This is a genomic window from Paenibacillus sp. NPDC058174 (assembly GCF_042883865.1).
GTDB lineage: Bacteria > Bacillota > Bacilli > Paenibacillales > Paenibacillaceae > Pristimantibacillus.
In genome coordinates this window covers 2,437,907-2,457,571 of record NZ_JBHVUY010000001.1, presented here as the reverse complement: position 1 = coordinate 2,457,571, position 19,665 = coordinate 2,437,907, and the positions used below count along the sequence as shown (strand labels likewise).

19 protein-coding genes are annotated in these 19,665 nt (G+C 53.5%); 15 read left to right on the top strand and 4 right to left on the bottom strand.

Annotated elements, in window-relative coordinates; genetic code table 11:
• The first annotated feature begins 71 nt into the window (after nt 1-71).
• Together ACFVVF_RS10900 and ACFVVF_RS10895 are read left to right on the top strand one after the other, a co-directional pair.
• Nucleotides 72-1,079, top strand: a complete 1,008-nt coding sequence (locus ACFVVF_RS10900; RefSeq protein WP_387808297.1) for a hypothetical protein — start codon at nt 72-74, stop codon at nt 1,077-1,079.
• A gap of 110 nt (nt 1,080-1,189) precedes the next feature.
• Nucleotides 1,190-2,152: an aldolase catalytic domain-containing protein gene (locus ACFVVF_RS10895; protein WP_387808294.1), complete on the top strand. Its 963-nt coding sequence runs from the start codon at nt 1,190-1,192 to the stop codon at nt 2,150-2,152.
• 122 nt (nt 2,153-2,274) lie between these two features.
• Here ACFVVF_RS10895 and ACFVVF_RS10890 read toward each other — a convergent pair whose 3' ends face one another.
• Both ACFVVF_RS10890 and ACFVVF_RS10885 read right to left on the bottom strand, forming a co-directional pair.
• Entirely contained in the window at nt 2,275-2,709 is a 435-nt protein-coding gene (locus ACFVVF_RS10890) for a GNAT family N-acetyltransferase (RefSeq protein WP_387809018.1), read from the bottom strand.
• Nucleotides 2,710-2,763: 54 nt separating this feature from the next.
• Nucleotides 2,764-3,066, bottom strand: a complete 303-nt coding sequence (locus ACFVVF_RS10885; protein ID WP_387808291.1) for a hypothetical protein — start codon at nt 3,064-3,066, stop codon at nt 2,764-2,766.
• A gap of 110 nt (nt 3,067-3,176) precedes the next feature.
• Between ACFVVF_RS10885 and ACFVVF_RS10880 the strand changes: the two genes are divergently transcribed.
• The 4 genes from ACFVVF_RS10880 (at nt 3,177) to ACFVVF_RS10865 (ending at nt 8,024) form a co-directional block, all read left to right on the top strand.
• A complete protein-coding gene (locus ACFVVF_RS10880; protein WP_387808288.1) occupies nt 3,177-4,559 on the top strand; it encodes a VWA domain-containing protein in 1,383 nt (460 codons plus the stop codon).
• A gap of 139 nt (nt 4,560-4,698) precedes the next feature.
• Nucleotides 4,699-4,869 (top strand): hypothetical protein, encoded by a 171-nt coding sequence (locus ACFVVF_RS10875; protein ID WP_387808285.1) that lies wholly within the window; start codon nt 4,699-4,701, stop codon nt 4,867-4,869.
• A gap of 505 nt (nt 4,870-5,374) precedes the next feature.
• On the top strand, nt 5,375-7,225 hold the full coding sequence (pxpB, locus tag ACFVVF_RS10870) for a 5-oxoprolinase subunit PxpB (RefSeq protein WP_387808282.1): 1,851 nt from the start codon (nt 5,375-5,377) through the stop codon (nt 7,223-7,225).
• Nucleotides 7,226-7,247: 22 nt separating this feature from the next.
• A complete protein-coding gene (locus tag ACFVVF_RS10865) occupies nt 7,248-8,024 on the top strand; it encodes a LamB/YcsF family protein (protein ID WP_387808279.1) in 777 nt (258 codons plus the stop codon).
• Between the two features lie 80 nt (nt 8,025-8,104).
• Here ACFVVF_RS10865 and ACFVVF_RS10860 read toward each other — a convergent pair whose 3' ends face one another.
• Nucleotides 8,105-8,251, bottom strand: a complete 147-nt coding sequence (locus tag ACFVVF_RS10860) for a hypothetical protein (RefSeq protein WP_387808277.1) — start codon at nt 8,249-8,251, stop codon at nt 8,105-8,107.
• Nucleotides 8,252-8,335: 84 nt separating this feature from the next.
• Nucleotides 8,336-9,844, bottom strand: coding sequence for an eCIS core domain-containing protein (locus ACFVVF_RS10855; RefSeq protein ID WP_387808274.1), 1,509 nt, complete (start codon nt 9,842-9,844; stop codon nt 8,336-8,338).
• Between the two features lie 403 nt (nt 9,845-10,247).
• On the opposite strand from ACFVVF_RS10855, the gene ACFVVF_RS10850 reads away from it, so the two are divergent.
• The 9 genes from ACFVVF_RS10850 to ACFVVF_RS10810 all read left to right on the top strand — a co-directional run bounded on the left by ACFVVF_RS10850 (nt 10,248) and on the right by ACFVVF_RS10810 (nt 19,636).
• Nucleotides 10,248-11,111 (top strand): sensor histidine kinase, encoded by an 864-nt coding sequence (locus ACFVVF_RS10850; protein WP_387808271.1) that lies wholly within the window; start codon nt 10,248-10,250, stop codon nt 11,109-11,111.
• Nucleotides 11,108-11,821, top strand: coding sequence for a response regulator (locus ACFVVF_RS10845; protein ID WP_387808268.1), 714 nt, complete (start codon nt 11,108-11,110; stop codon nt 11,819-11,821). The genes ACFVVF_RS10850 and ACFVVF_RS10845 overlap by 4 nt, the downstream gene beginning before the upstream one ends.
• A 198-nt stretch (nt 11,822-12,019) precedes the next feature.
• Nucleotides 12,020-12,523 carry an ATP-binding protein gene (locus tag ACFVVF_RS10840; protein WP_387808265.1) on the top strand — a complete coding sequence of 168 codons (504 nt, stop codon included), beginning with the start codon at nt 12,020-12,022 and terminating at the stop codon, nt 12,521-12,523.
• Nucleotides 12,498-12,842, top strand: coding sequence for an STAS domain-containing protein (locus ACFVVF_RS10835; RefSeq protein ID WP_387808262.1), 345 nt, complete (start codon nt 12,498-12,500; stop codon nt 12,840-12,842). Before ACFVVF_RS10840 ends, ACFVVF_RS10835 begins: the two co-directional genes overlap by 26 nt.
• Before the next feature lie 27 nt (nt 12,843-12,869).
• Complete coding sequence (locus ACFVVF_RS10830) at nt 12,870-14,066, top strand: PP2C family protein-serine/threonine phosphatase (RefSeq protein ID WP_387808259.1); 1,197 nt, start codon at nt 12,870-12,872, stop codon at nt 14,064-14,066.
• A gap of 29 nt (nt 14,067-14,095) precedes the next feature.
• Nucleotides 14,096-16,306 (top strand): ATP-binding protein, encoded by a 2,211-nt coding sequence (locus ACFVVF_RS10825; RefSeq protein WP_387808256.1) that lies wholly within the window; start codon nt 14,096-14,098, stop codon nt 16,304-16,306.
• Nucleotides 16,307-16,452: 146 nt separating this feature from the next.
• Complete coding sequence (locus tag ACFVVF_RS10820) at nt 16,453-17,037, top strand: Pvc16 family protein (RefSeq protein WP_387808253.1); 585 nt, start codon at nt 16,453-16,455, stop codon at nt 17,035-17,037.
• A complete protein-coding gene (locus ACFVVF_RS10815; RefSeq protein ID WP_387808251.1) occupies nt 17,034-17,828 on the top strand; it encodes a PALP domain-containing protein in 795 nt (264 codons plus the stop codon). The genes ACFVVF_RS10820 and ACFVVF_RS10815 overlap by 4 nt, the downstream gene beginning before the upstream one ends.
• A 101-nt stretch (nt 17,829-17,929) precedes the next feature.
• Nucleotides 17,930-19,636 carry a phage tail sheath subtilisin-like domain-containing protein gene (locus tag ACFVVF_RS10810; protein ID WP_387808248.1) on the top strand — a complete coding sequence of 569 codons (1,707 nt, stop codon included), beginning with the start codon at nt 17,930-17,932 and terminating at the stop codon, nt 19,634-19,636.
• Nucleotides 19,637-19,665: the final 29 nt, after the last annotated feature.

The window sequence follows — 19,665 nt, the reverse complement described above, 5'->3', positions numbered from 1 at the left end:
CTAACGACTAATTCGTCTAATGGTTATGTTCAACTTGGCATACACTAGGAAGACGGAAGGTTGGGTGGACGATGGGCAAACGACAAAGCGCCGGATTAACTTACCGGCTTGCAGCTTTGATCACTATAGCAGTTCTAATAATGGCAATAACCGCGGCATGCGGGAAGAAAGAGGAGAATAGCCGGCTCCAGCAGGACGGCAATGCCAAAGAAGCAGCTTCCAAGAAGGAAGGGGAGGGGCAGGATGACCTGCTCAACAAATTCCGTACTACGGTGAAGCAGGCCAAGGAAGCGGCGGATATCGTCTCCTTTTTAAATGAGAATATGGGCAAAGCCGGACAATCTAACGCGGATATTATGATCCGCGAATTAAATGCGTTCTATCAGACCGATCTTCCCCGGACGCAGGATCAGTTTTTCCAGCCCAATGTGCAGGAGATTTTGCTTGCCGGCGAACAGCCGATTACGGCAGCAAATGCGGCTTCCTTTGAAGACAAAGCAGTAAGACAGCTTGTCGTGACGAAGCTGTCCGGCGGCTATCGGCTGGAACAGGTAGAAGGAACGATTCTCCCGATTGTCGATTATGCGATGCAGCAGAAGTTCAGCGCTTATTTATCTGATGCATTGAAGCAATATGTGGCGTTGAAAGCGGTAGAATCGAGCAAGCCGGCGGCCAAGGACGCTGGACTCGTCATTTCATGGGACGACCTTGCGGAGCGTGCCGTAATGGCGGAAACCTTCGTCTTCGACTTTCCCGATTCCCCGGAGCGGGCTGAGGTACAGCAGCTGTACACGGACAGTTATTTGCCGATGTACATTTACGGGCTGAATAATACCCCTATATTCGATTACGATACTTACAAGCTGAAGCCTGAAACCAAAGCCAGCTACGAGAAGCTGCAGGTTGACCACCCGAATACGGTAACGGCGGAAACGGTGAAGCGTTTTCTTGCAGTGCTTGCCGGAACGGGGGGACGGGTTTATGAAAATAAGGAAGGCATGCAGACCAAAATCGCAGCCGTACAGCGGTTCCACGAGCGCTTTCAAGCGGATGCCAGATCTCAGCTGGAATCGAAGTAACAGGCAGGATTGAGACCAAAAAACGACAAAATTATTTTGCGTTATTGTTTTTTTTCAAGTATGATGAGTGTTAAAAGCCATTGAGATCCAGAACGAGAAGGAGTAAGCGAATGAATTCGAAAACTAGCCATTGTAAGATTGTAGATTGCACGATTCGCGACGGCGGACTTGTTAACAATTGGGATTTCAGCGTTGAGTTCGTTCAACATTTGTACGCTTCGTTGAATGAAGCAGGCGTCGATTATATGGAAATCGGCTACAAAAACTCGCCTAAGCTGCTGAAGGGTGCCGAATCGGCAGGCCCTTGGCGGTTTCTGGACGACAACTTCCTGAAGGAAGTAATTCCGAACAAAGGCAGCACGAAGCTGTCCGCACTGGTCGATATCGGCCGCGTTGACGAGAATGACATTTTGCCGCGCAGCGAAAGCCTGCTGGACCTTATTCGCGTTGCTTGCTACATTCAAGATGTAGACAAGGCGCTCGAATTGGTTAAAGTGTTCCATGACAGAGGTTATGAAACGACGCTGAACATTATGGCGCTTTCCAACGTAATGGACAACCAGCTGCTTGAAGCTTTCGAACTGATTGCAGCAAGCGTCGTTGATGTTGTCTATATCGTAGACTCCTACGGCAGCTTGAAGCCTAACGACTTCAGCTATCTGGTGGACAAATTCCGCACGCACCTGCCGAACAAACGCCTTGGCGTGCATACGCACAACAACATGCAGCTTGCTTTCGCCAACACGCTGATCGCTGCGGAGAACGGCGTAGAACTGCTTGACGCATCTGTATACGGCATGGGCCGCGCAGCAGGCAACTGCAACACGGAGCTGCTCGTTGCTGATCTGAAAAACCCGAAATATAACGTGCGTCCTGTTCTCGACATGATCGAGAAATACATGATTCCGCTTCGCGAGAAAGAAGAGTGGGGCTACATCATTCCGTACATGATTACGGGCATTTTGGACGAGCATCCTCGTTCCGCTATGGCGCTGCGTGATTCCGAAGACAAAGACAAATGCGTAGAGTTCTACGACCGTTTGACGACACCTGAGGTTGCGCACAGCAAGTAATCCCCTTATAAAATAAAGAGCTCCTCCGCCCGCTTGCTGCTGCAAGAGGCGGAGGAGCTTTTTGCTGTAGTATGACGGAGCTCACCCGCTTGGCATATTGCTTCTGGGCTCACTGCGTGCTGCTACTTTAACGTTTTGGTCATCGTAACGTGGGGAATGCCTTCCTCCATGAAAATATCCGAGACGGTCTCGTACCCCAGTCCGGCATAAAAGGCTTCGGCATGCGTCTGGCCGTTCAGCTTCGCTTGTGTAAGCCCCATTTCTTTCGCTTCTGCTTCCAGTGCTTCCGTAATGGCTTTGCCAAGGCCATGTCCCCGATGGGAGGCAAGCACGCAGATCCGCTCCAGCTTGGCGATACCATTTACCGGTCTTACCCGTCCTGTAGCGGCAGGTTGTCCATCGAACAGCACTAATAGATGACGGGCAGCCGAGCCGATTTCATCAAATTCATCGTATTCTTTGTCCGCATCTACGCCTTGCTCATCGACAAAAACCTGCTTCCGGATTTGAAACGCGGCGTTCCGGTCCTCTTCATTGCTAATTAATCTCGCTGTAATTGCCATGCAGTCCATCATCCTTCTTCCAGGTTATTAGTTTTACTATTCGTGAAGCTATCCTTCCTGCAGCAAGCCGTCTCCGCGTATCGCAGCAGCATGGTGCTGCTCATTCGGATGCAAATAGGCGATGCCCTCAAAGCGACGTCCGTCCCGGGCAGTGGCCCGTAAATAAACTTGAATATTTTCGCTTTGGCCAAACCAGCCGAGCAGCCCGCTGTCGGTAATTCCGTCTACATTCGCATACCAGAGCCGGGAGCCGTAATCGGATACGATTACGAGTTCGGCGCTTGTGAAGGCCAATTGTTCTGTACGCTGTTCAAATTCGATCGTAATTGCTGCCAAATCAATGGTTTCCATCTTCGCTAACCTCCAATGCCTGATTCGATTTTAATGCGAGGAATTGTTTAATGCAACAATTGACAGCCCTTCTTCGTTAATATGGGAAAAGATAGAGGGGGTAGAAAAAAATGTTCATTTCTGCTATCTATACGGTTTGGAAGCATCGAAAGGCCGCCAGCTTTGCGCTGCTTGCCGCGATGCTTATTTTCATGTCGGCCTGCTCCAGCGATAATAACGCCTCGGATTCCGCTGGGCGGAATAAAGGAGCGGATTCGCCGACGGCATATAAGGGCGAGGAATCATCTTCTACGCGTAAGGAGGCTTTTGACGATGCGGCGGCTTCCGAGCCAAAGCCGGATAGGGACCGTGCTGAGAACGAGAGACGGCGCGGCACACAGCAGAATGAAGTTCAGGTGCAAGCCGGCCAGCTTACAGCAGGGGAATGGGATGATCTTGCCGCATGGGGACCGTTCGGCAATTTGTTGAACAGCCGGGAAGGCGATGAGAACCGCAACTATTGGCGTTTCCGTTCGTTCGACCGCCTTGAAGTCGAAGTAACCGCGAGCGGCCGGGCGGTAGCTGATGCGACCGTTCGTTTGAAGGGACAGCAGCAGACAGAATGGACGGCCAAAACGAATGCGGCAGGCAAAGCTTATTTATTTGCCGGTCTGTTCGATAGCAGACGAACTGAAAGCCGCAAACGGATGGAGGACAAAAAAGCTGCCGGCAGCAATAGGGCTGTCGACAGCTACACCAATAACGGCGGTCTATACGAGGTTGAGGTCAGTCATGGAAACTTAAGCAAAAAAATGAAAAATATCCGATTGTCCGAGCAAGGCTCGCTGAAGGTTAGTCTGGACGGGGAGCCGGAAAAGTCCAATAACTTAGATATTATGTTCGTTATCGATTCGACGGGCTCGATGCAGGATGAGCTTGATTATTTGGCGGCAGAGCTGAAGGATGTGGTGGGCCGGGTAGGACAGGAGCATGCCAACCAGCTGGCGATTCGGATTAGTACGAATTTTTACCGAGACGTTCATGATGATTACGTTGTAAAGCCATACCCGTTCACGAACAATATCGATAAGGCGATCGGGCAAATTGCTTCGCAAAAAGCGAAGGGCGGCGGCGATTACCCAGAGGCGGTGGAGCAAGCGCTGCGTGACGCCGTACGGGAGCATGACTGGAGTGATGAGGCCAGAGCCCGCCTCATGTTCCTCGTGCTGGATGCTCCGCCGCATCATGAATCGCAAATTATAGATGAGCTGCAGGATCTTATTGGCGAAGCAGCTTCGCAAGGCATTCGAATCATCCCGGTTGTATCAAGCGGAACCGATGTGCAGACGGAATATTTAATGCGGTTTATGGCGGTATCTACGGGCGGCACCTATTTGTTTTTGACGGATGACAGCGGCATCGGCGGGGAGCATCTGGAGCCGGCTGCGGGCGAATACGAAGTGAAGCTGCTGAATGATTTGCTCGTCGAGACGATCAATCGTTACGTGCAGTAAGGTGAGTCCGGAGGTCGGGGGGGACAGGGGAAGGAATAACGCCCTTATGTCGCCAAACTATTGAGACAGTAAGGAGGACGAACCAAGCAGCAAGGCTGTACGGAGAACAAAACGAACGGCAAGATCGGCAAGGCTGTCTGTGAACAAACCAAACGACAAAAAATCGTCAAGACTGTATGTGAACCAACCAAATGGCAAGATCGGCAAGGCTGTATGGAGAACGTACCAAACGGCAAGATCGGCAAGACTGTATGTGAACGAACCAAACGGCAAAATCGGCAAGGCTGTATGTGAACGAACCAAGCGGTAAGATCGGCAAGGCTGTATGGAGAACGTACCAAATGGCAAAATCGTCAAGACTGTGGCGAAAACGGATCAAAATGTAAATCTGCATGTTGGAAGCCGGAATTTCGGTGATTTGTCGCATCAAAATGCAAATATGCAGTTTGATTGGCCTAAATAGGCGAAATCGAGTAAATTCGGGTGATTCCAAATGTACTTTTACATTTTGAACGCTCATATGGAGCTTTTGACGCCAATCAGCCTGCACTTTTGCATTTTGATTCTTGTTTAGCTCAGGAAGGCAAGCTGCGTTTATGTAGTGCCTCACTATATAGCTAGATCATGTTCAGGCTTGTAACCCGGCTGAGTAATGGTGCAGCTTTCCGGCTTACTTAGGACGATTCCCAGTATTACTACATGTGCGGTAATGCCTTTAAGCGGCGTTATCGCTTTTTTGTGGTTCGGGCAGCAGTAGCGGCGGCCGCTCGTTTCTTTTAGAATGTTAATAGACAAGAAGCGCGGAGGTGTGGGCCATGCAGTTTGAATTGATGCCGTTAGGCGACCGTGCGATCGTACTGCGATTGTCTCAAAACAAAGGCACGGAGGAATGGCGTGCAATGGCTGCTGCTGCCGCGATAGTGGAACGTGAAGCGTCCACATGGATCGTCGATGCCGTTCCGGCTTATGACACGTTAACGGTTATTTATGATCCATTACGGCTCCTTGCAGTGGCGGAGCGTCAGAACGGGGAGACGGCTTACCGTATGGCGGAATGGCTGCTGAGTGATCTGATCGGCAGCCGGACAGGCAAGGATGATTGGGATCGTGAGCAGCCGTTCCAAACGATTCAAATCCCGGTCCGCTATGGGGACGAGTATGGGCCGGATTTGGAGGAAGCTGCGGAAAGATCGGGTTTATCGGCGCAACAATTTATTGAACATCATGCAGCCGCCCCCTATACAGTGGCGATGATCGGTTTTATGCCCGGTTTTCCTTATTTGAGCGGACTGCCGGAGCAGCTGGCGCAGCCAAGGAAAGCAGTGCCGAGGGCGGCTGTGCCTGCCGGTTCTGTAGGCATTGCCGGCGGGCAGACGGGTATTTATCCGCAATCAACGCCTGGCGGATGGCAGTTGATCGGCCGGACATCGGTCAAGCTGTATGATATTAATCGGGAGCCTCCCGTCTTGCTGAAGGCTGGTGACCATGTTCATTTTGTGCCGGTAGACCGGCTGGAAGAGGAAGTTGAGACGGCAGCTGCCGGTAATGTGATTGTCGAGAAGCATCTCGGACTGGATGAAGGTACAGATAGTGTGATCGTCGAGAAGCGTCTCGGACTGGATGAAGGTACAGATAGTGTGATTGCCGAGAAGCATCTCGGACCGGATGAAGATGCACCGGCGCCTTTTGTGGCGATAGAGCGTCCGGGCATGTGGACGGCCATACAGCATACGGGAGAAGCGGGTCTTCGTGCTTACGGAATTCCAGCGGGAGGCGCGATGGACCGGTATGCGCTGCGGGTGGCTAATCTGCTGACGGGCAATGAGCCTTCTGCAGCGGGTTTGGAGCTGACGTTAGCCGGACCGGAGCTTGTATTCGGCGCCGACCAATTAATCGCCATCTGCGGAGCGCCCATGTCGCCAACGATAGATGGCGAGGAGCTGCCGATGTGGCGGCCCATATGGATACGAAGCGGGGCAGTGCTCCGCTTCGGTCATGCAAGCAGCGGCTGCCGCGCGTATGTAGCGGCGGCCGGGGGCTTGGAGGCAAGGCGGGCGAATGTTGGCCGCCGCCTTGCCGCAGGCGATCGCGTGCCGATGCAAGGCGGCGCGGAGCTTTCAAGCTGGGCCGCGGCTTGGGCAGCGGCACTGGCGGAGAAGGCAGGCAGCCGGAATTGGGCGGCTGCCTGCTGGTTTGCGCAGCCGAGTGCATACGGCGGCGGAGCCAGTGAAGACGGCATCGTGCTGCGCGCGATGCCGGGCAGTGAATACGGGCAGTTCAGCGAAGCTGCCCGTGAGCTGTTCTTCCGGGAGCGGTATCGCGTCGCTCCCGCCTCGAACCGGATGGGGTGCCGCCTGGAGGGCGCCCCGCTGGAGAGAACAGCCCGTGCGGAGCTGCTGTCGCACGGGGTAACGCCCGGCACTGTGCAGGTGCCGCAGGGCGGTGCGCCGATCGTTCTGGCTGCCGACTGCCAGACGACCGGCGGCTATCCGAAAATCGCGCATGTCGCAAACGTCGACATGCCGCTGCTGGCACAAGCGCGCCCCGGCGATTGGCTAACCTTCAAGCACATTACACTTGAAGAAGCGCAGCAACTGGACCTGGAGGTCGAGCGGGAGTTGCAGCTGCTTGCGGCTAGCATTCGCAGCCGGCTGCCGCTCGCATGAAACCAGAAGCGAGGGGAGTAAGATGATAGTGAATGGAAAGTCTGTCGATTTGAATTGTGATTTTGGCGAAGGGTATGGAGCATACAGTTTCGGCCAGGATGCTGAGTTGCTGAAATACATTACCAGCGTGAACATTGCCTGCGGCTTTCATGCGGGCGATCCGCATACGATGCGCCGGGCAGTAGAGATGTCACTAGCAGCCGGAGCAGCAATTGGCGCCCATCCCGGATTGCCGGACCGCCTTGGCTTCGGAAGAAGGGAAATGGCGGTAACGCCTGAGGAAGCCTATGATTTTACCGTTTATCAGATCGGTGCTCTCTCTGCGTTTGTTCGTGCGGCGGGAGGAAGGCTTCAGCATGTCAAGCCGCATGGCGCCTTATACCATATGGCGAACAGCAATTCTGCCATTGCCGAAGCAATTGTCAGGGCAGCTGCAGCGACAGGGGATTCGCTTATGATATACGGACAGTCCGGCAGTCTGCTGCTGGAAGCAGCGCAGCGGGAAGGGCTGGCTGTCGCTTCGGAGGTGTTCGCGGATCGCGGTTACGAACGGGACAGCAGCCTGATGGCCCGGAGCAAGCCTGGCGCTCTAATTGCGGATGTGAAGCAGGCCGCTGAACATGCGGTTGCTATGGTGAAGAACGGCTATGCTTTAACCGTCGACGGGGAAAAGGCCCCCGTTCAGGCGGACACGATATGCCTGCATGGCGACGGGCCGCATGCCGTGCAATTTGCCTCACAGATTCGCGAAGCTTTGCTTAAGGCGGATATTCGCGTAGAAGCGTTGGGCAAGAAATGAATACCGCTAACCCATTGCAAAAAGAAATAGCCTTCAATTCCGCAACAGTAAGCGGATTTGAAGGCTATTTCTTTTTTTCGTTAAGGCTCATCGTTCTCCGATTCGTAGGCAATTAAAGAGATCGGGGAGCCGATCTGTTCGGTTAACTTCTGCTCCAGCTTGCGAATCGCTTCAAGCGCATCCGCCCGGTCGCCTAGCTCGGCGATTTTGAAGCTGCTGTCCAGCATGCCGCCATTCCTCCTTCATCCGCTTGTTCTTCTCATCATTTACGCAACGGGACTATCTTATACAGCGGATGAAGGCTGGACTAATTAGGCTTGCAGCAGAGAAGGCGTGATACCGTATCCCAGTCCCGAATCCTGGGGAGCGATGGATTTAAGCTCGATCGTCAAAAGAGACTCGTTGCTATCGATTGTAAGGGGGTCAATTGTTCCTTGGAAGAATAGCATATTGACATATTCATTGATATTAATCGTTCCTTCATCAATGTTCTGAAGATTCATCTTTTTTTCGATCAGCATATCGATTTCCGGTTGGAGCAGCTGCTGGGTAATGGCCGTGAAAGGATCCATCTTCCAAAATGTATTGATCGCTTCAATCTTTCCAGCGAAGGTCGGAATATAGTGGCGGTCATAAATATGTTTCCAGCATTCAACCGGAATTGACACGGATACCGCCACTTTTTTTACTCCGTGTCCGATTTCGACCTCTTGCTTATTATTTTTCTGTTTTTCTTTTTTGTTTTTGGTATAGACAGGAACCATGATTTCCCATTCAAAGCTTTTCTCGTCCAGGTTTGCAGGATAACTGTCTTTCTTCTGGCCTAGCCCAGAAGGTTTAGCGTCCAACCATTCGGCAGACACCTTTTTGACTTTCTTTTCAGTCGTATCCCCATCCTGTTTGTAATCGTACCAAATAGAGGAATCGAATACAGGCGCAGGCCCTTCTTGGATTTCTGTCAGGCATGCTGTAATTTCATCAAGTGTTGCTGCGATAATATTATCCAAACCTTCGTCATAGCTGTCGATGGCCTCCTGATGATTCAGAATTGGTAGCAATGCGAGCCGGCGGATGAGGGCATCCAATTTCATAATAGACAAGCTTCGCTTAGTCTGCATAGACTTGTTGCCAACCATCTCGATTTGCGGATCAAAGTCTGATCCGGGATTTCCAGTTGTCAGCTGATATCCTGGGGTTATATTGTTTTTTAAATTTAGAAGCGTATTCGTTAACTCACTATCGCTAGCAGGCAGAACAGCAGTGAAGTCATTGAATTTTTCTTTAGTCTGCTTGAATTGAGTATCACGCGGACGAACCATTTCCCCGATACTTTCTACAGTTTCAGCGAGCTTTTTCATCATGTCTTGAGAAACGGAATGATCCAGCTGCATTTTAGCGTTGCCGGAAGTGGTTCGGGATTGTTCCAGACGTTTGGTGTTATCTGAATCCATTCCCTTAAACAGCTGCGCGGAGCCGGCTGGCGCAGGGACATCGGCGAGCTCCCTCGAAGAGACGCCTGTTCCGCTTCTGGCGGCTGAAGCCCCCATACGGTCTGCTTCGCTTTCCAGTGACGGATTATCGTTCACATCAACATCGCCCATCTGGGTAGTGGGCTTTACCCGACCTTGTTTTTGCTGGACTACATGCCAGGCTTCATGGGGCAAGTGCTTCTCTTGGCCAGGAGCGACATGGATTTGACTGCCTTGAGCGTAAGCCAGCGCGTTGAGCTGTGAAGGCTTGGAAGAATTATAGTGAACCTTGACATCGTCCATAGACATGCCGGAGAGCTGCTCTACGCCTGATTTTAACTGATCCGGCAAGCCTGTCCGGTTAGGAGCGGTTTGCGGAGGTGCTGATGCGGAGACCTGTGTCTGCATCAGCTGTGCAACGGCGCGGTTGCCGGCCGTTTGCTGGAGCTGAGCGATCCGGGAGGAAGACATAGGGACGCTTGCTCCGCTTGGAGATGCTTTTTTCTGAATGACCGGACTCGCTTGCTGCGATGTCTTCTGTTTCCTCGATATTCGTTGATGCAAGGCAAATCCTCCCTTTCCCTTTGCTAATACGCCTTATGATCGGTTAAAAATGCTTGTCTCATTGTAGCATAGAATGGATAAAAATGGCTGAATTTCATTGAAGCAACTTTCACAATACCGTAATTGTTCTTTCCGAACCGGTCTAGTACACTGGAGGGTAATAATGGGGGAAGCGGCAGGAGGAGAATGCATGTCTTATAAGTGGCTGAAATTTCTTATTTTGTGGATCCCGACGGTTACAATCGGGCTGTGGGAATATACCCGTCATGCTTTTTTACTGGAATATATATCGATGGATCTCGGCAATCTGCTGGCTCCGCTGCTCGTGTTGATTGTGACGCTGACGTTATTGCGGGGACTCTTCGCAAAGCTTGAGCAGACACAGGAAGCGCTGCAGCGCGAGCGGTTGGTGAAAGCTTCGCTGGAGCAGAGGGAGCAACTGGGGCGCGAGCTGCATGACGGCATCTCGCAGTCGCTGTTTCTGCTGTCGGTTCAGATGGATCGTCTGGAGCATGCGGAATCAGAGGAAGCCGCGCTGCAAAAAAGAGAGCAAATCCGCGGCACCATAAAGCATGTCTACGAGGATGTCAGGCAGTCGATCGCCAATTTGCAGTCGATTCCCGCAGCGGATGACGTCTCCTGGAATCAGGCAATTCATACACTTGCCGAGGAAATGCGGCAGACGAGCGGGATGAAGGTCGTTATCGATTGGCGGCTGGGTGAAGGGCTGCTGTCGAGCAAGCACAAAATTGAGCTGCTGGCCATTATCAGAGAAGCGTTAATGAATATCCGCAAGCATGCGAATGCGAGCGTTGCCAGCGTCATTTGCACTGAAGCGGCAGGACAGCCGTCCGGGAGCGGCAGCACATTCCGCTGCCTCATCCGGGATAACGGGATGGGGACCAGCCAGAGCAGTCTGGAGGGAAAAGGGAAATACGGAGTCCGGATGATGCGCGACCGCGCAGAACGAATGGGCTGGACGCTGCGGATAACGGGTCGGACTGGAGAAGGCACGGAAGTTGAAATAACGAATGAAAGCGAGGCTGGACAATGACGAACGGCAGTACGATGAAAATAAGGGTGTTTTTAATCGATGATCACCCCCATGGACGCGAAGGCATGCGGGAGATCGTCGGCAGCGATCCTTCCTTCGAAATCGCCGGCGAGGCGGCCAGCGGTGAGGAGGCGATTGCGAGAATTGACGATGTGCTGCCGGACCTTGTCCTTATGGACATTAATATGCCGGGCATGGGCGGGCTGGAAGCGACGCAGCGGCTCAAATTTTTGCACCCGGCTCTGAAAATCGTCATGGTGACCGTATCCGACGACATCACGAATTTGTTCGAGGCAATCAAGCGAGGAGCCCAGGGCTACTTGCTCAAAAATTTAGCACCATCCGCTTGGCTCGAATATTTGCGGGCGGTTGCAGTAGACGAGGCGCCGATGTCGAAGGAGCTGGCCTTCCGGCTGCTGCAGGAGTTTTCTGCCCGGGGAGGAGCTGGCGGAGGCGGCATTCCACAAAGCGGACAGCCGTCCCGGTCCGGCGGAGAGTCCACGATGACGACGCCATTGACTGAAAGGGAGAAGGAGATTTTGGAGCGTGTCGTTACCGGCGAATCCAATCGCGAGATTGCGGCTGCTTTCGGGTTATCCGAGCATACGGTCAAAAATCATTTGAAAAATATTTTGCAAAAGCTGCACCTGGACAACCGTGTCCAATTAACCCGCTACGCTTTCGAAAAAGGGCTTTTTCAACGGCCTTGACCGGCGCTGATGCCTTTATCTGGGCTTTTTCGACAAAAGCGGCAGGATTCATCTCTTTTCCGTAGAATAGTTACATCATTCGGACAGGATTGCTGTCATTTAACGGCCGGACATATTTACGAGAGTCACTGCCGGAGCAAGCTGACAGCTGGATGAGGCGGGGCCCGGCTCCGAACTTTTTATGCAGGAGGGTTGCGGATGTCGAACGCTTGGCAATTTCCGATTGCCCGGGAAATTCAGCTGCACAACCGGGTGGACGAGCTGGAGCGGTTAAATGAATGGCTGGAAGCGGTTGGCGAGGAGGCAGGCTGGCCTCCACGGGCTAAGCTCGATTTGTCGCTGGCCTGTGAGGAACTGATCGTCAATATCGTCAACTATGGTTTTCCCGAGGGCGGAGAGCATTTTATCTCTGTGAGCGTATCTGCATCTCCGCAGGCTGCCGAGGTAAAGATCGAGGATGCGGGCGTGCCGTTTAATCCGTTGGAAGAAGCAGACCCGGACATGTCGCTGGAGCTGGAGGACCGGAATATCGGGGGCCTTGGCATTTTTTTTGTCAAACAATTGATGGACGACATCCACTACGAGCGGACGGATGAACGCAATCGTTTTCGGATGAACAAGACGTTCAGCTACATAAACAAGAAGACGAACAATGGCAAGCAGGAGGACAATGCAGATGAATATCGAGACGCAGGACATTAACGGCATTACCGTTTTGCCGCTTGAGGGCAGACTGGACGGAAACAACGCTTCGGTGGCGGAGCAGGCTTTTTTGCAGCAGGTAGCGGAAGGGAAGCAGCAATTTATTTTCGATTTTAGCGGATTGCAATATATAAGCAGTGCAGGGCTTCGCGTCATTCTCGTGGCAGCCAAGAAGCTCAGGGCTTCCAAAGGCCGAATGATCTGTGCGAGCCTGGGCGAGCAAGTGCTGGATGTGTTTGAAATGTCCGGATTTACGAACATTCTAGAGATGGCTGCGACACGCGAGGAAGCGCTCGATAAATTCGGAGCCGGCGCATAGGCCGGAGAGAAGAAAGGGGGAGCGGCTTTGGCGATTGCAGGGTGGATCGCAGGCGCTTTAGGTCTCGGAGCTGCTGCGGCGCTGTGGGCGAGAAACCGGCGGCTGGCTGCGCAAGTCAAGCAGTCGGACATGCTGTTCGAGCTTAGCTCTCAGATGTATTCAGCTACGTTGAAGCAGGAGCTGCTGCAGCAAGGAGCAGAGGCTGTCAGACAGCTTGTTCATGCGGAGAAGGCGGCAATAACGCTTGCGGGTGAAACGGACGGCGGCGGTTTGGCCGAGCATGGGGTCATATCCGTACCGCTTACAGCGAGGGGGCGCCAGATCGGCACGCTTCAAGCGGCGGGCAAAAGAGGCGGTTCAGCATTGACAGCAGCCGATCGCGAATTGCTGGTCAAGCTTTCGGGACCGCTTGCTCTTGCGCTGGACAATGCGCTGCTGCATGAAGTATCGGAAGAGTCCGTTAATGAGCTTCAATTGGCTACCGCATTAAAGGAAAGGCTGGAGAGCGAGCTTCAGATTGCGGGAAGCATTCAGCTCAGCTTCTTGCCCACAACGATGCCGTCGGCGAACGAGCCGTTCGACGTTTGCGCGCTGTTGAAATCGGCAAAAGAGGTCGGCGGCGATTTTTATAATTTTTTCAAAATCGATGACGACCATTTGTTCTTCACACTTGGCGACGTTTCTGATAAAGGGATACCGGCCGCGCTGTTCATGGCGATGACGCTGTCGCTGCTCAAAGGGAAAATGCATCCCGAGCTGTCGCCCGGCGAGCTGCTGAAAAAAGTAAATGACGAGCTTTGTCTCGACAACGCTCAGTTGTTTGCAACGATCGTATGCGGCGTGCTGCAAATCTCGACCGGCGAAGCGGTTCTGAGCGACGGGGGGCATTGTACGCCATATGTCGTGAAGGCTAACGGCGAGGTGCTTCCAATCCGGCTTGCCAAGGGCATTCCGCTGGGCTCTTTTCCGGATTTTACTTATAAGGACGTTCAATTGCAGCTTGAACGCGGCGATAAGCTTGTTATTTATACTGACGGCATTACAGAAGCTGAAAATGCGCGTCAGGAGCAATATTCGACCGGGCGGCTGCAGCAATTTTTAACGCAGACGAAGGACTATTCCAGTGCAGAAATTATCGATGCTTTATTGATGGATGTCTTTATGTTTGCTGACGGGGCGCCTCAGTCCGACGATATCGCAGTTCTCTGTCTTACGCGCCGCTAAGCGCATATGCTACAAGGCAAAGGTGAGCAATGATGCCCAAATACTATAATAGATTGCAATACATACAAGATCAGTTATCCATTACCGAGCGGGGAATCCGGCTGCTGCTGCATCATTTCGAGAGCAGAGAAACAGCGGGCGATTCCTCGCTTGTTTTGCGCGGACTCGTAATTACTCCGGCAGATATTGAAAGAACGCTTGAAATGGAGCATGGCCCCGGCTCGTATGACCCGCTGGAGCAATTTCGCCTAGAGCGCATTCATGATGAGCGAATGATCGCTGAAGCGGTATCCGAAAGCCTGGAAGCAGGATTAAAGCTTCCGCTGGCCCAGCTGGCTCAGCGGTTTAAGCTGAGTGTATGGGAGCTTCGCTGTGTCGTACTGCTTCTTGCTGCCGAAATCGACTCCCGCTGGGAGAGCTGGTTCGGTTATTTGAATGATGATGTGACGCTGCGTATGCCGACGGCGGAGCTTGCTCTGAGCATGCTGGGCGACAGGCCTGAAGATGAAGCCTCCAGCCGGCAGTTTCTTGGGGAAGGGTCGGTTCTTCGGCGCTATTTGCTCCAGCAAACCGATAGTCCGCCGGGAAGAAGCTCCCTGCGCCAGATCTTGAAGCTGGACGCTAGAATCGTCGGCTATCTGCTGGAGACGGAGCGTTTGGACAAAAGGCTGTCCGATTGTGCGGCATTGACGGAAGAAGGCGATACGCTGCCGTCAATGCTTGTCGGGGGCGAGCGGCTGGAAGGATTGGCTGTTGTTGTCCGCCGCGAGAGAGGGCAAGGGGAGGAAGACAGGGGCATGCCTGGCGTCTATGATGAGCAGGCACTCCCGTTTCTGCAGATCGCCGGGCCTCAAGGCGCAGGTAAAAAGCTGATCGCCCGCCATTTGGCGCGCGCGCTGAAGCAGCCGCTGCTGCTAGTCCGTCTGGATGGACTGCTTGCTGCTGGTGACAAGCTTCGCGACAAGCTGCAGCTGCTTATTCGCGAGGCCGTTCTTACCGGAGCTGTATTGGCCTTCGAGGAGGCGAAGACGGTTAAAACGGACGAGGATCAGAGCGGCGGCATGTTTCGTGAAATAAGATGGATGCTGGACGAGTATATGGAAATGGCTGACGAGCCGGCGGTGCTGTGGCTGACCCGTGAGGAGAGGCGCAGCGAGCAGCTTCCGCTGCCGGAAGGCGCGGGACTGCTGAACATTGCATTGACGGTTCCGGATGCCGATCAGCGGCTGCTGCTATGGACCCAAGCGGCAAACGGGGGCGTCGACTTGCCTGTGCTTGCGGAGCTGGCGGACAAATACAAATTCACTCCCGGTCAAATTGAAGGAACGATGCGCCAGGCAAGGCGGGGAGCTGCTCTAGGCGGCGGCCGTTCGCTAACCCTACGGGATATCGACGAAGCGTCCCGCAATCATGTCAGCCATAGGCTCTCCGAGCTGGCTGATAGGCTGAAGCCATCCAGAGCCTGGGACGATCTCGTACTGCCTGAAGAGCCGTTTGCGCTGCTGAAGGAAGCTTGCAGCCGTTACCGGAATGGCGAGACTGTATACAGCCGCTGGGGATTTGGACAAAAGCTTCCTTACGGCCGCGGGCTCAGCATGCTGTTTGCCGGCCCTCCCGGCACAGGCAAGACGATGGCGGCGGAGGTAGTCGCGAAGGAGCTGGGGCTGGAGCTGTACCGTATCGATCTGTCCCGCGTTGTCAGCAAATATATCGGCGAGACGGAGAAAAATCTGCGAGAGCTGTTTGCGGAAGCGGAGAACAGCGGGTCGATTCTGTTTTTTGATGAGGGCGATGCGCTGTTTGGCAAACGGACGGAGGTCAAGGATTCCCATGACCGTTACGCCAATATGGAAGCCGCCTATCTTCTTCAGCGAATTGAAGCTTTTGACGGCGTATCCATTCTAGCGACGAACTTGCAGCAGAACATGGACGAGGCGTTCATGCGCAGAATGCAGACGATCATTCAGTTTCCGTTTCCCGACAAAGAAGGCCGCGAGCATATTTTCAGAGGATTGCTGCCCAAAGGGGCTCCGCTGGACCCCGGACTCGATCTGTCCTTCCTCGCTGATAGAATTGAAGTATCAGGCGGCCATATCAAAAATATTGTGCTGTCGGCTGCCTTTCTGGCGGCGGGTGAAGGCATGCCGATCGGCATGAGCCATATGATACGAGCGTCCAGGCAGGAACTGCAAAAAATGGGGAAAATTATCGTAAAAGAGAGCTTTGAACCCTATCTATAGCACGCTAGGGGAGCTTATTTCTCACAGTCTATCAATATTGGATAAAACTTGACATTTTCTGATAAATTTTCGTAGTCATTTTTTAGCAAAAACAGTATAATAGTCTCGTTGTTCGATCGGTTTAAGCAGGATGGAGGAGGATCTAGATGGCAGGGTATACGGTGATTGCAGATACGGGTGCCAGTTTGTTGCGTTTGCTTCGGGAAAGCATGACGCCAGACCCGGTTCCAAGGCCGGAATTAATCGGTCTGGCATCGCCCCGCGACGCGGGTGACCTCTCGTTGTCTCTCTTCCTGCTTAATGTGACGGAGAACGGAGAGGCTCGCCGCACGAAGATGCAGGATCGCGGAGGGCTGCTGCAATTTCCCCCTCTGACCGTTGATCTTTACTTTATGGTCACGGCACATTCCAATGCGGACCGTTTGACAAGGTCGCTGGACGAGCATCGGATACTAGGAAAAGCGATGCAGATTCTGTATGACAACTCGGTTTTGCGGGCTCCCTTTCTCGAGGGGGCGCTGGCGGAGAGCGGCGAAACCGTTCGAATCTCTCATGTCAGCATGGAAAACGATGAGCTTATGAAGCTGTGGCAGTTCGGTGATTTGTCGTACAAGCTTTCAGTAGTCTACCGAGTCGGCCCTGTGCTGCTTGATTCCAACCGGACGAAGGCCGTATCGCGAGTGGTGGAGCGGCATATTACGATTCAGGACAAGGACGGTGGGCCGGCTTGAGCGGACTGCGCAACCGAATGATTACCCGCTGTTCGCTGGTTGTCCGGCTGGTCGATGTATGGACGAGAAAAACGCCGGGAGCGCAGGAAGTATCCGTATCGCTTGAAGGGTATGTCAAACGGCCTATCCGGAAAGAGGATGGAAGCTATCTGTTTCTCGATGTGGAGACAGATTCCGCATTTCTGGAGGTGCGCTCGACGCATTACTTGCCAGTCCGGCAGGAGCTGCTGCTGAGCGTCTTGAATCCAATCTCGCCGATCGTTACTATTCCTCTTCTTCCATCAGGATTCTATCCGCAACCAAGCGGCTCTACAGGCTTGCGAAGCCGGGTGCTGGATGCCTCAGGCAGTCCTGCTGCCGATGCGCTTATTACGGCCTATGCAACGGATGAAGCTGCGGCAAGAGGACGATTGTCGCAAGAGCTTGCAGAGCCGGGTGATACTTGGCTGAAAGCAGGCTCTTGGCAAGGAGCCAGTACAGCGGGGGAAACGTTTCTCCTTCGCGGCCGTGAGGCGGAAGAACTGGTGCAATTGGCTGAATTAGCGCCAGGCGGCATGATCCGGCTGGAGAAGCCGATAAGTAATGCTTACCGAAGGGGTGCGCTTCTGCTGCCTGCCGTCTCGACGCGCAGCGGCTCGGAAGGCACGGTCATCCTGCCGTTCCGCGGCACGCTTCCTTCGAAATTCGGGGTTGCCATTCGGGCAGCCCTGGGTCAAGCCGCCGGTACTGCAGACTGGACCGCAATAGCGGGAGAAGTTGCGGCAATGCCGGACATTACGATTTCCAACTAGCTTTATTAATTATTGGTCTTGGGGTCGATGAAGGCCGGGAGCCGAAAGGCCAACGTCAATAGTCGCCTAATACATATATTGTTTCAGAGAGGAGATCACAAATGGCTGAGTATTTGTCGCCAGGCGTCTACGTGGAGGAATTTGAAAGCGGCTCGAAGCCGTTGGAAGGTGTCAGCACAAGCACCGCTGGCTTTATCGGACTTGCGGCGAGAGGTCCTGTTGAAGGGCTTCCGCAGCTCATTACGAGCCCTGCTGATTTTACGCGTGTCTACGGCGGTTATTTGTCGGAGAACGCTTTCGGTTCCTATCGCTATCTGGCTTATGCGGTCAACCAGTTTTTCCTGAACGGCGGCTCGCGCCTGTTCGTTACGCGTGTAGCTCCTTCCGATGCGAAAGCGGCGTCGAACGAGGGCGGGGCCGTATTGTCTGCTTCCGCTAAAAATCCGGGAGCTTGGGGCAACCAGGTCCGCATCATCGTTACACCGTCCAGCAAAGCGAAAACGCCAATTCTTGAAGCGCTGGAGGGCAACCGCTACCGCGTGAAAAACGGTTCCGGCTTCCATGCTGGCGATGTTGTCGTATTTACAAGCGGTGAGGACAAGCAGGTTAACCGCGTCGTATCCGTTCAGGATCAGACGATCGAGCTGTCACAAGCATTGACAGGTGAAGTTGCCGATACCGCACTTGTGCCAAGCAAGTGGCTGAGCACGAGCGAGTTCACGCTGACTGTTGTCTACGGCAGTGAAGCTGAGACCTTCGAGAAGGCTTCCTTGAATCCGGAAGCGCCGAATTTCGTGGACAAGCTGGTTGAACGTTCTTCCTTGATCAATCTCCATGCCAGTGCGGTTTCTGAAGGCAGCGTAACGCCGTTTGAGCAAATCGCTGGCGCAGATGCGGCAACCTACGAAATTATTCTCTCTGGCGGCAGCGACGGTTCCGCAGCTGCGTTATCGCCGGCCGACTTTATTGGCGAAGACAATGGCCCGGGCAAAAGAACCGGCATCCAGTCGTTTATCGACAACGATGTCGTCAGCATTATCGCAATCCCTGGCGTAACCGATCCTAATGTGCAGCTGTCTCTTGTTGCCCATTGCGAAAGCCTCGGCAGCCGCTTTGCGATTCTGGATCTTCCGCGCGAAGCGACGAAGGTTCAAGACGTTCTGGCGCATCGCGACCTGTTCGACTCCAGCTACTGCGCGCTGTACAACCCATGGCTGCAGGTATTTGATCCGCTGGACAAACGCAATATTTTCATCCCGCCATCCGGCACAATCGCAGGCATCTACTCCCGTTCCGACACGACTCGCGGCGTGCAGAAAGCGCCTGCCAACGAGACGCTTCGCGGCGTAGTCGGCCTGGACGTGCAATATAACAACGGCGAACAGGACATTCTCAATCCTGCGGGCGTCAACCTGATCCGCGCATTTTCGGGACAGGGAATCCGCGTATGGGGCGCACGTACTTGCTCCTCCAACACGCTCTGGAAATATATCAACGTACGCCGGCTGTTTATTTTCCTGGAAGAGTCGATTAAGAACGGCTCCAACTGGGTCGTATTTGAACCTAACACCGAGCAGCTGTGGGCGCGCGTTCAACGGACGATCGACGCATTCCTGACTCGCGTGTGGCGTGACGGAGCGCTTGCAGGCTCAAGCCCGGCGGAAGCGTTCTACATCAATATCGGTCCTTCGACGATGACGCAGGACGATATCGACAACGGCAGACTGATCGTCGTGATCGGTGTGGCGCCGGTGAAGCCGGCAGAGTTTGTCGTATTCCGCATTACGCAGAAGACCGGCTCGGAATAGCAATCGGGTAAGCGTCTGACGAAATCATG

Coding starts and splice junctions, on each gene's coding strand:
- ACFVVF_RS10900 (WP_387808297.1), top strand. CDS start 72: ATGGGCAAACGACAAAGCGCCGGATTAACTTACCGGCTTGCAGCTTTG.
- ACFVVF_RS10895 (WP_387808294.1), top strand. CDS start 1,190: ATGAATTCGAAAACTAGCCATTGTAAGATTGTAGATTGCACGATTCGC.
- ACFVVF_RS10885 (WP_387808291.1), bottom strand. CDS start 3,066: ATGGAAACCATTGATTTGGCAGCAATTACGATCGAATTTGAACAGCGT.
- ACFVVF_RS10880 (WP_387808288.1), top strand. CDS start 3,177: ATGTTCATTTCTGCTATCTATACGGTTTGGAAGCATCGAAAGGCCGCC.
- pxpB (WP_387808282.1), top strand. CDS start 5,375: ATGCAGTTTGAATTGATGCCGTTAGGCGACCGTGCGATCGTACTGCGA.
- ACFVVF_RS10865 (WP_387808279.1), top strand. CDS start 7,248: ATGATAGTGAATGGAAAGTCTGTCGATTTGAATTGTGATTTTGGCGAA.
- ACFVVF_RS10860 (WP_387808277.1), bottom strand. CDS start 8,251: ATGCTGGACAGCAGCTTCAAAATCGCCGAGCTAGGCGACCGGGCGGAT.
- ACFVVF_RS10850 (WP_387808271.1), top strand. CDS start 10,248: ATGTCTTATAAGTGGCTGAAATTTCTTATTTTGTGGATCCCGACGGTT.
- ACFVVF_RS10845 (WP_387808268.1), top strand. CDS start 11,108: ATGACGAACGGCAGTACGATGAAAATAAGGGTGTTTTTAATCGATGAT.
- ACFVVF_RS10840 (WP_387808265.1), top strand. CDS start 12,020: ATGTCGAACGCTTGGCAATTTCCGATTGCCCGGGAAATTCAGCTGCAC.
- ACFVVF_RS10835 (WP_387808262.1), top strand. CDS start 12,498: ATGAATATCGAGACGCAGGACATTAACGGCATTACCGTTTTGCCGCTT.
- ACFVVF_RS10825 (WP_387808256.1), top strand. CDS start 14,096: ATGATGCCCAAATACTATAATAGATTGCAATACATACAAGATCAGTTA.
- ACFVVF_RS10820 (WP_387808253.1), top strand. CDS start 16,453: ATGGCAGGGTATACGGTGATTGCAGATACGGGTGCCAGTTTGTTGCGT.
- ACFVVF_RS10810 (WP_387808248.1), top strand. CDS start 17,930: ATGGCTGAGTATTTGTCGCCAGGCGTCTACGTGGAGGAATTTGAAAGC.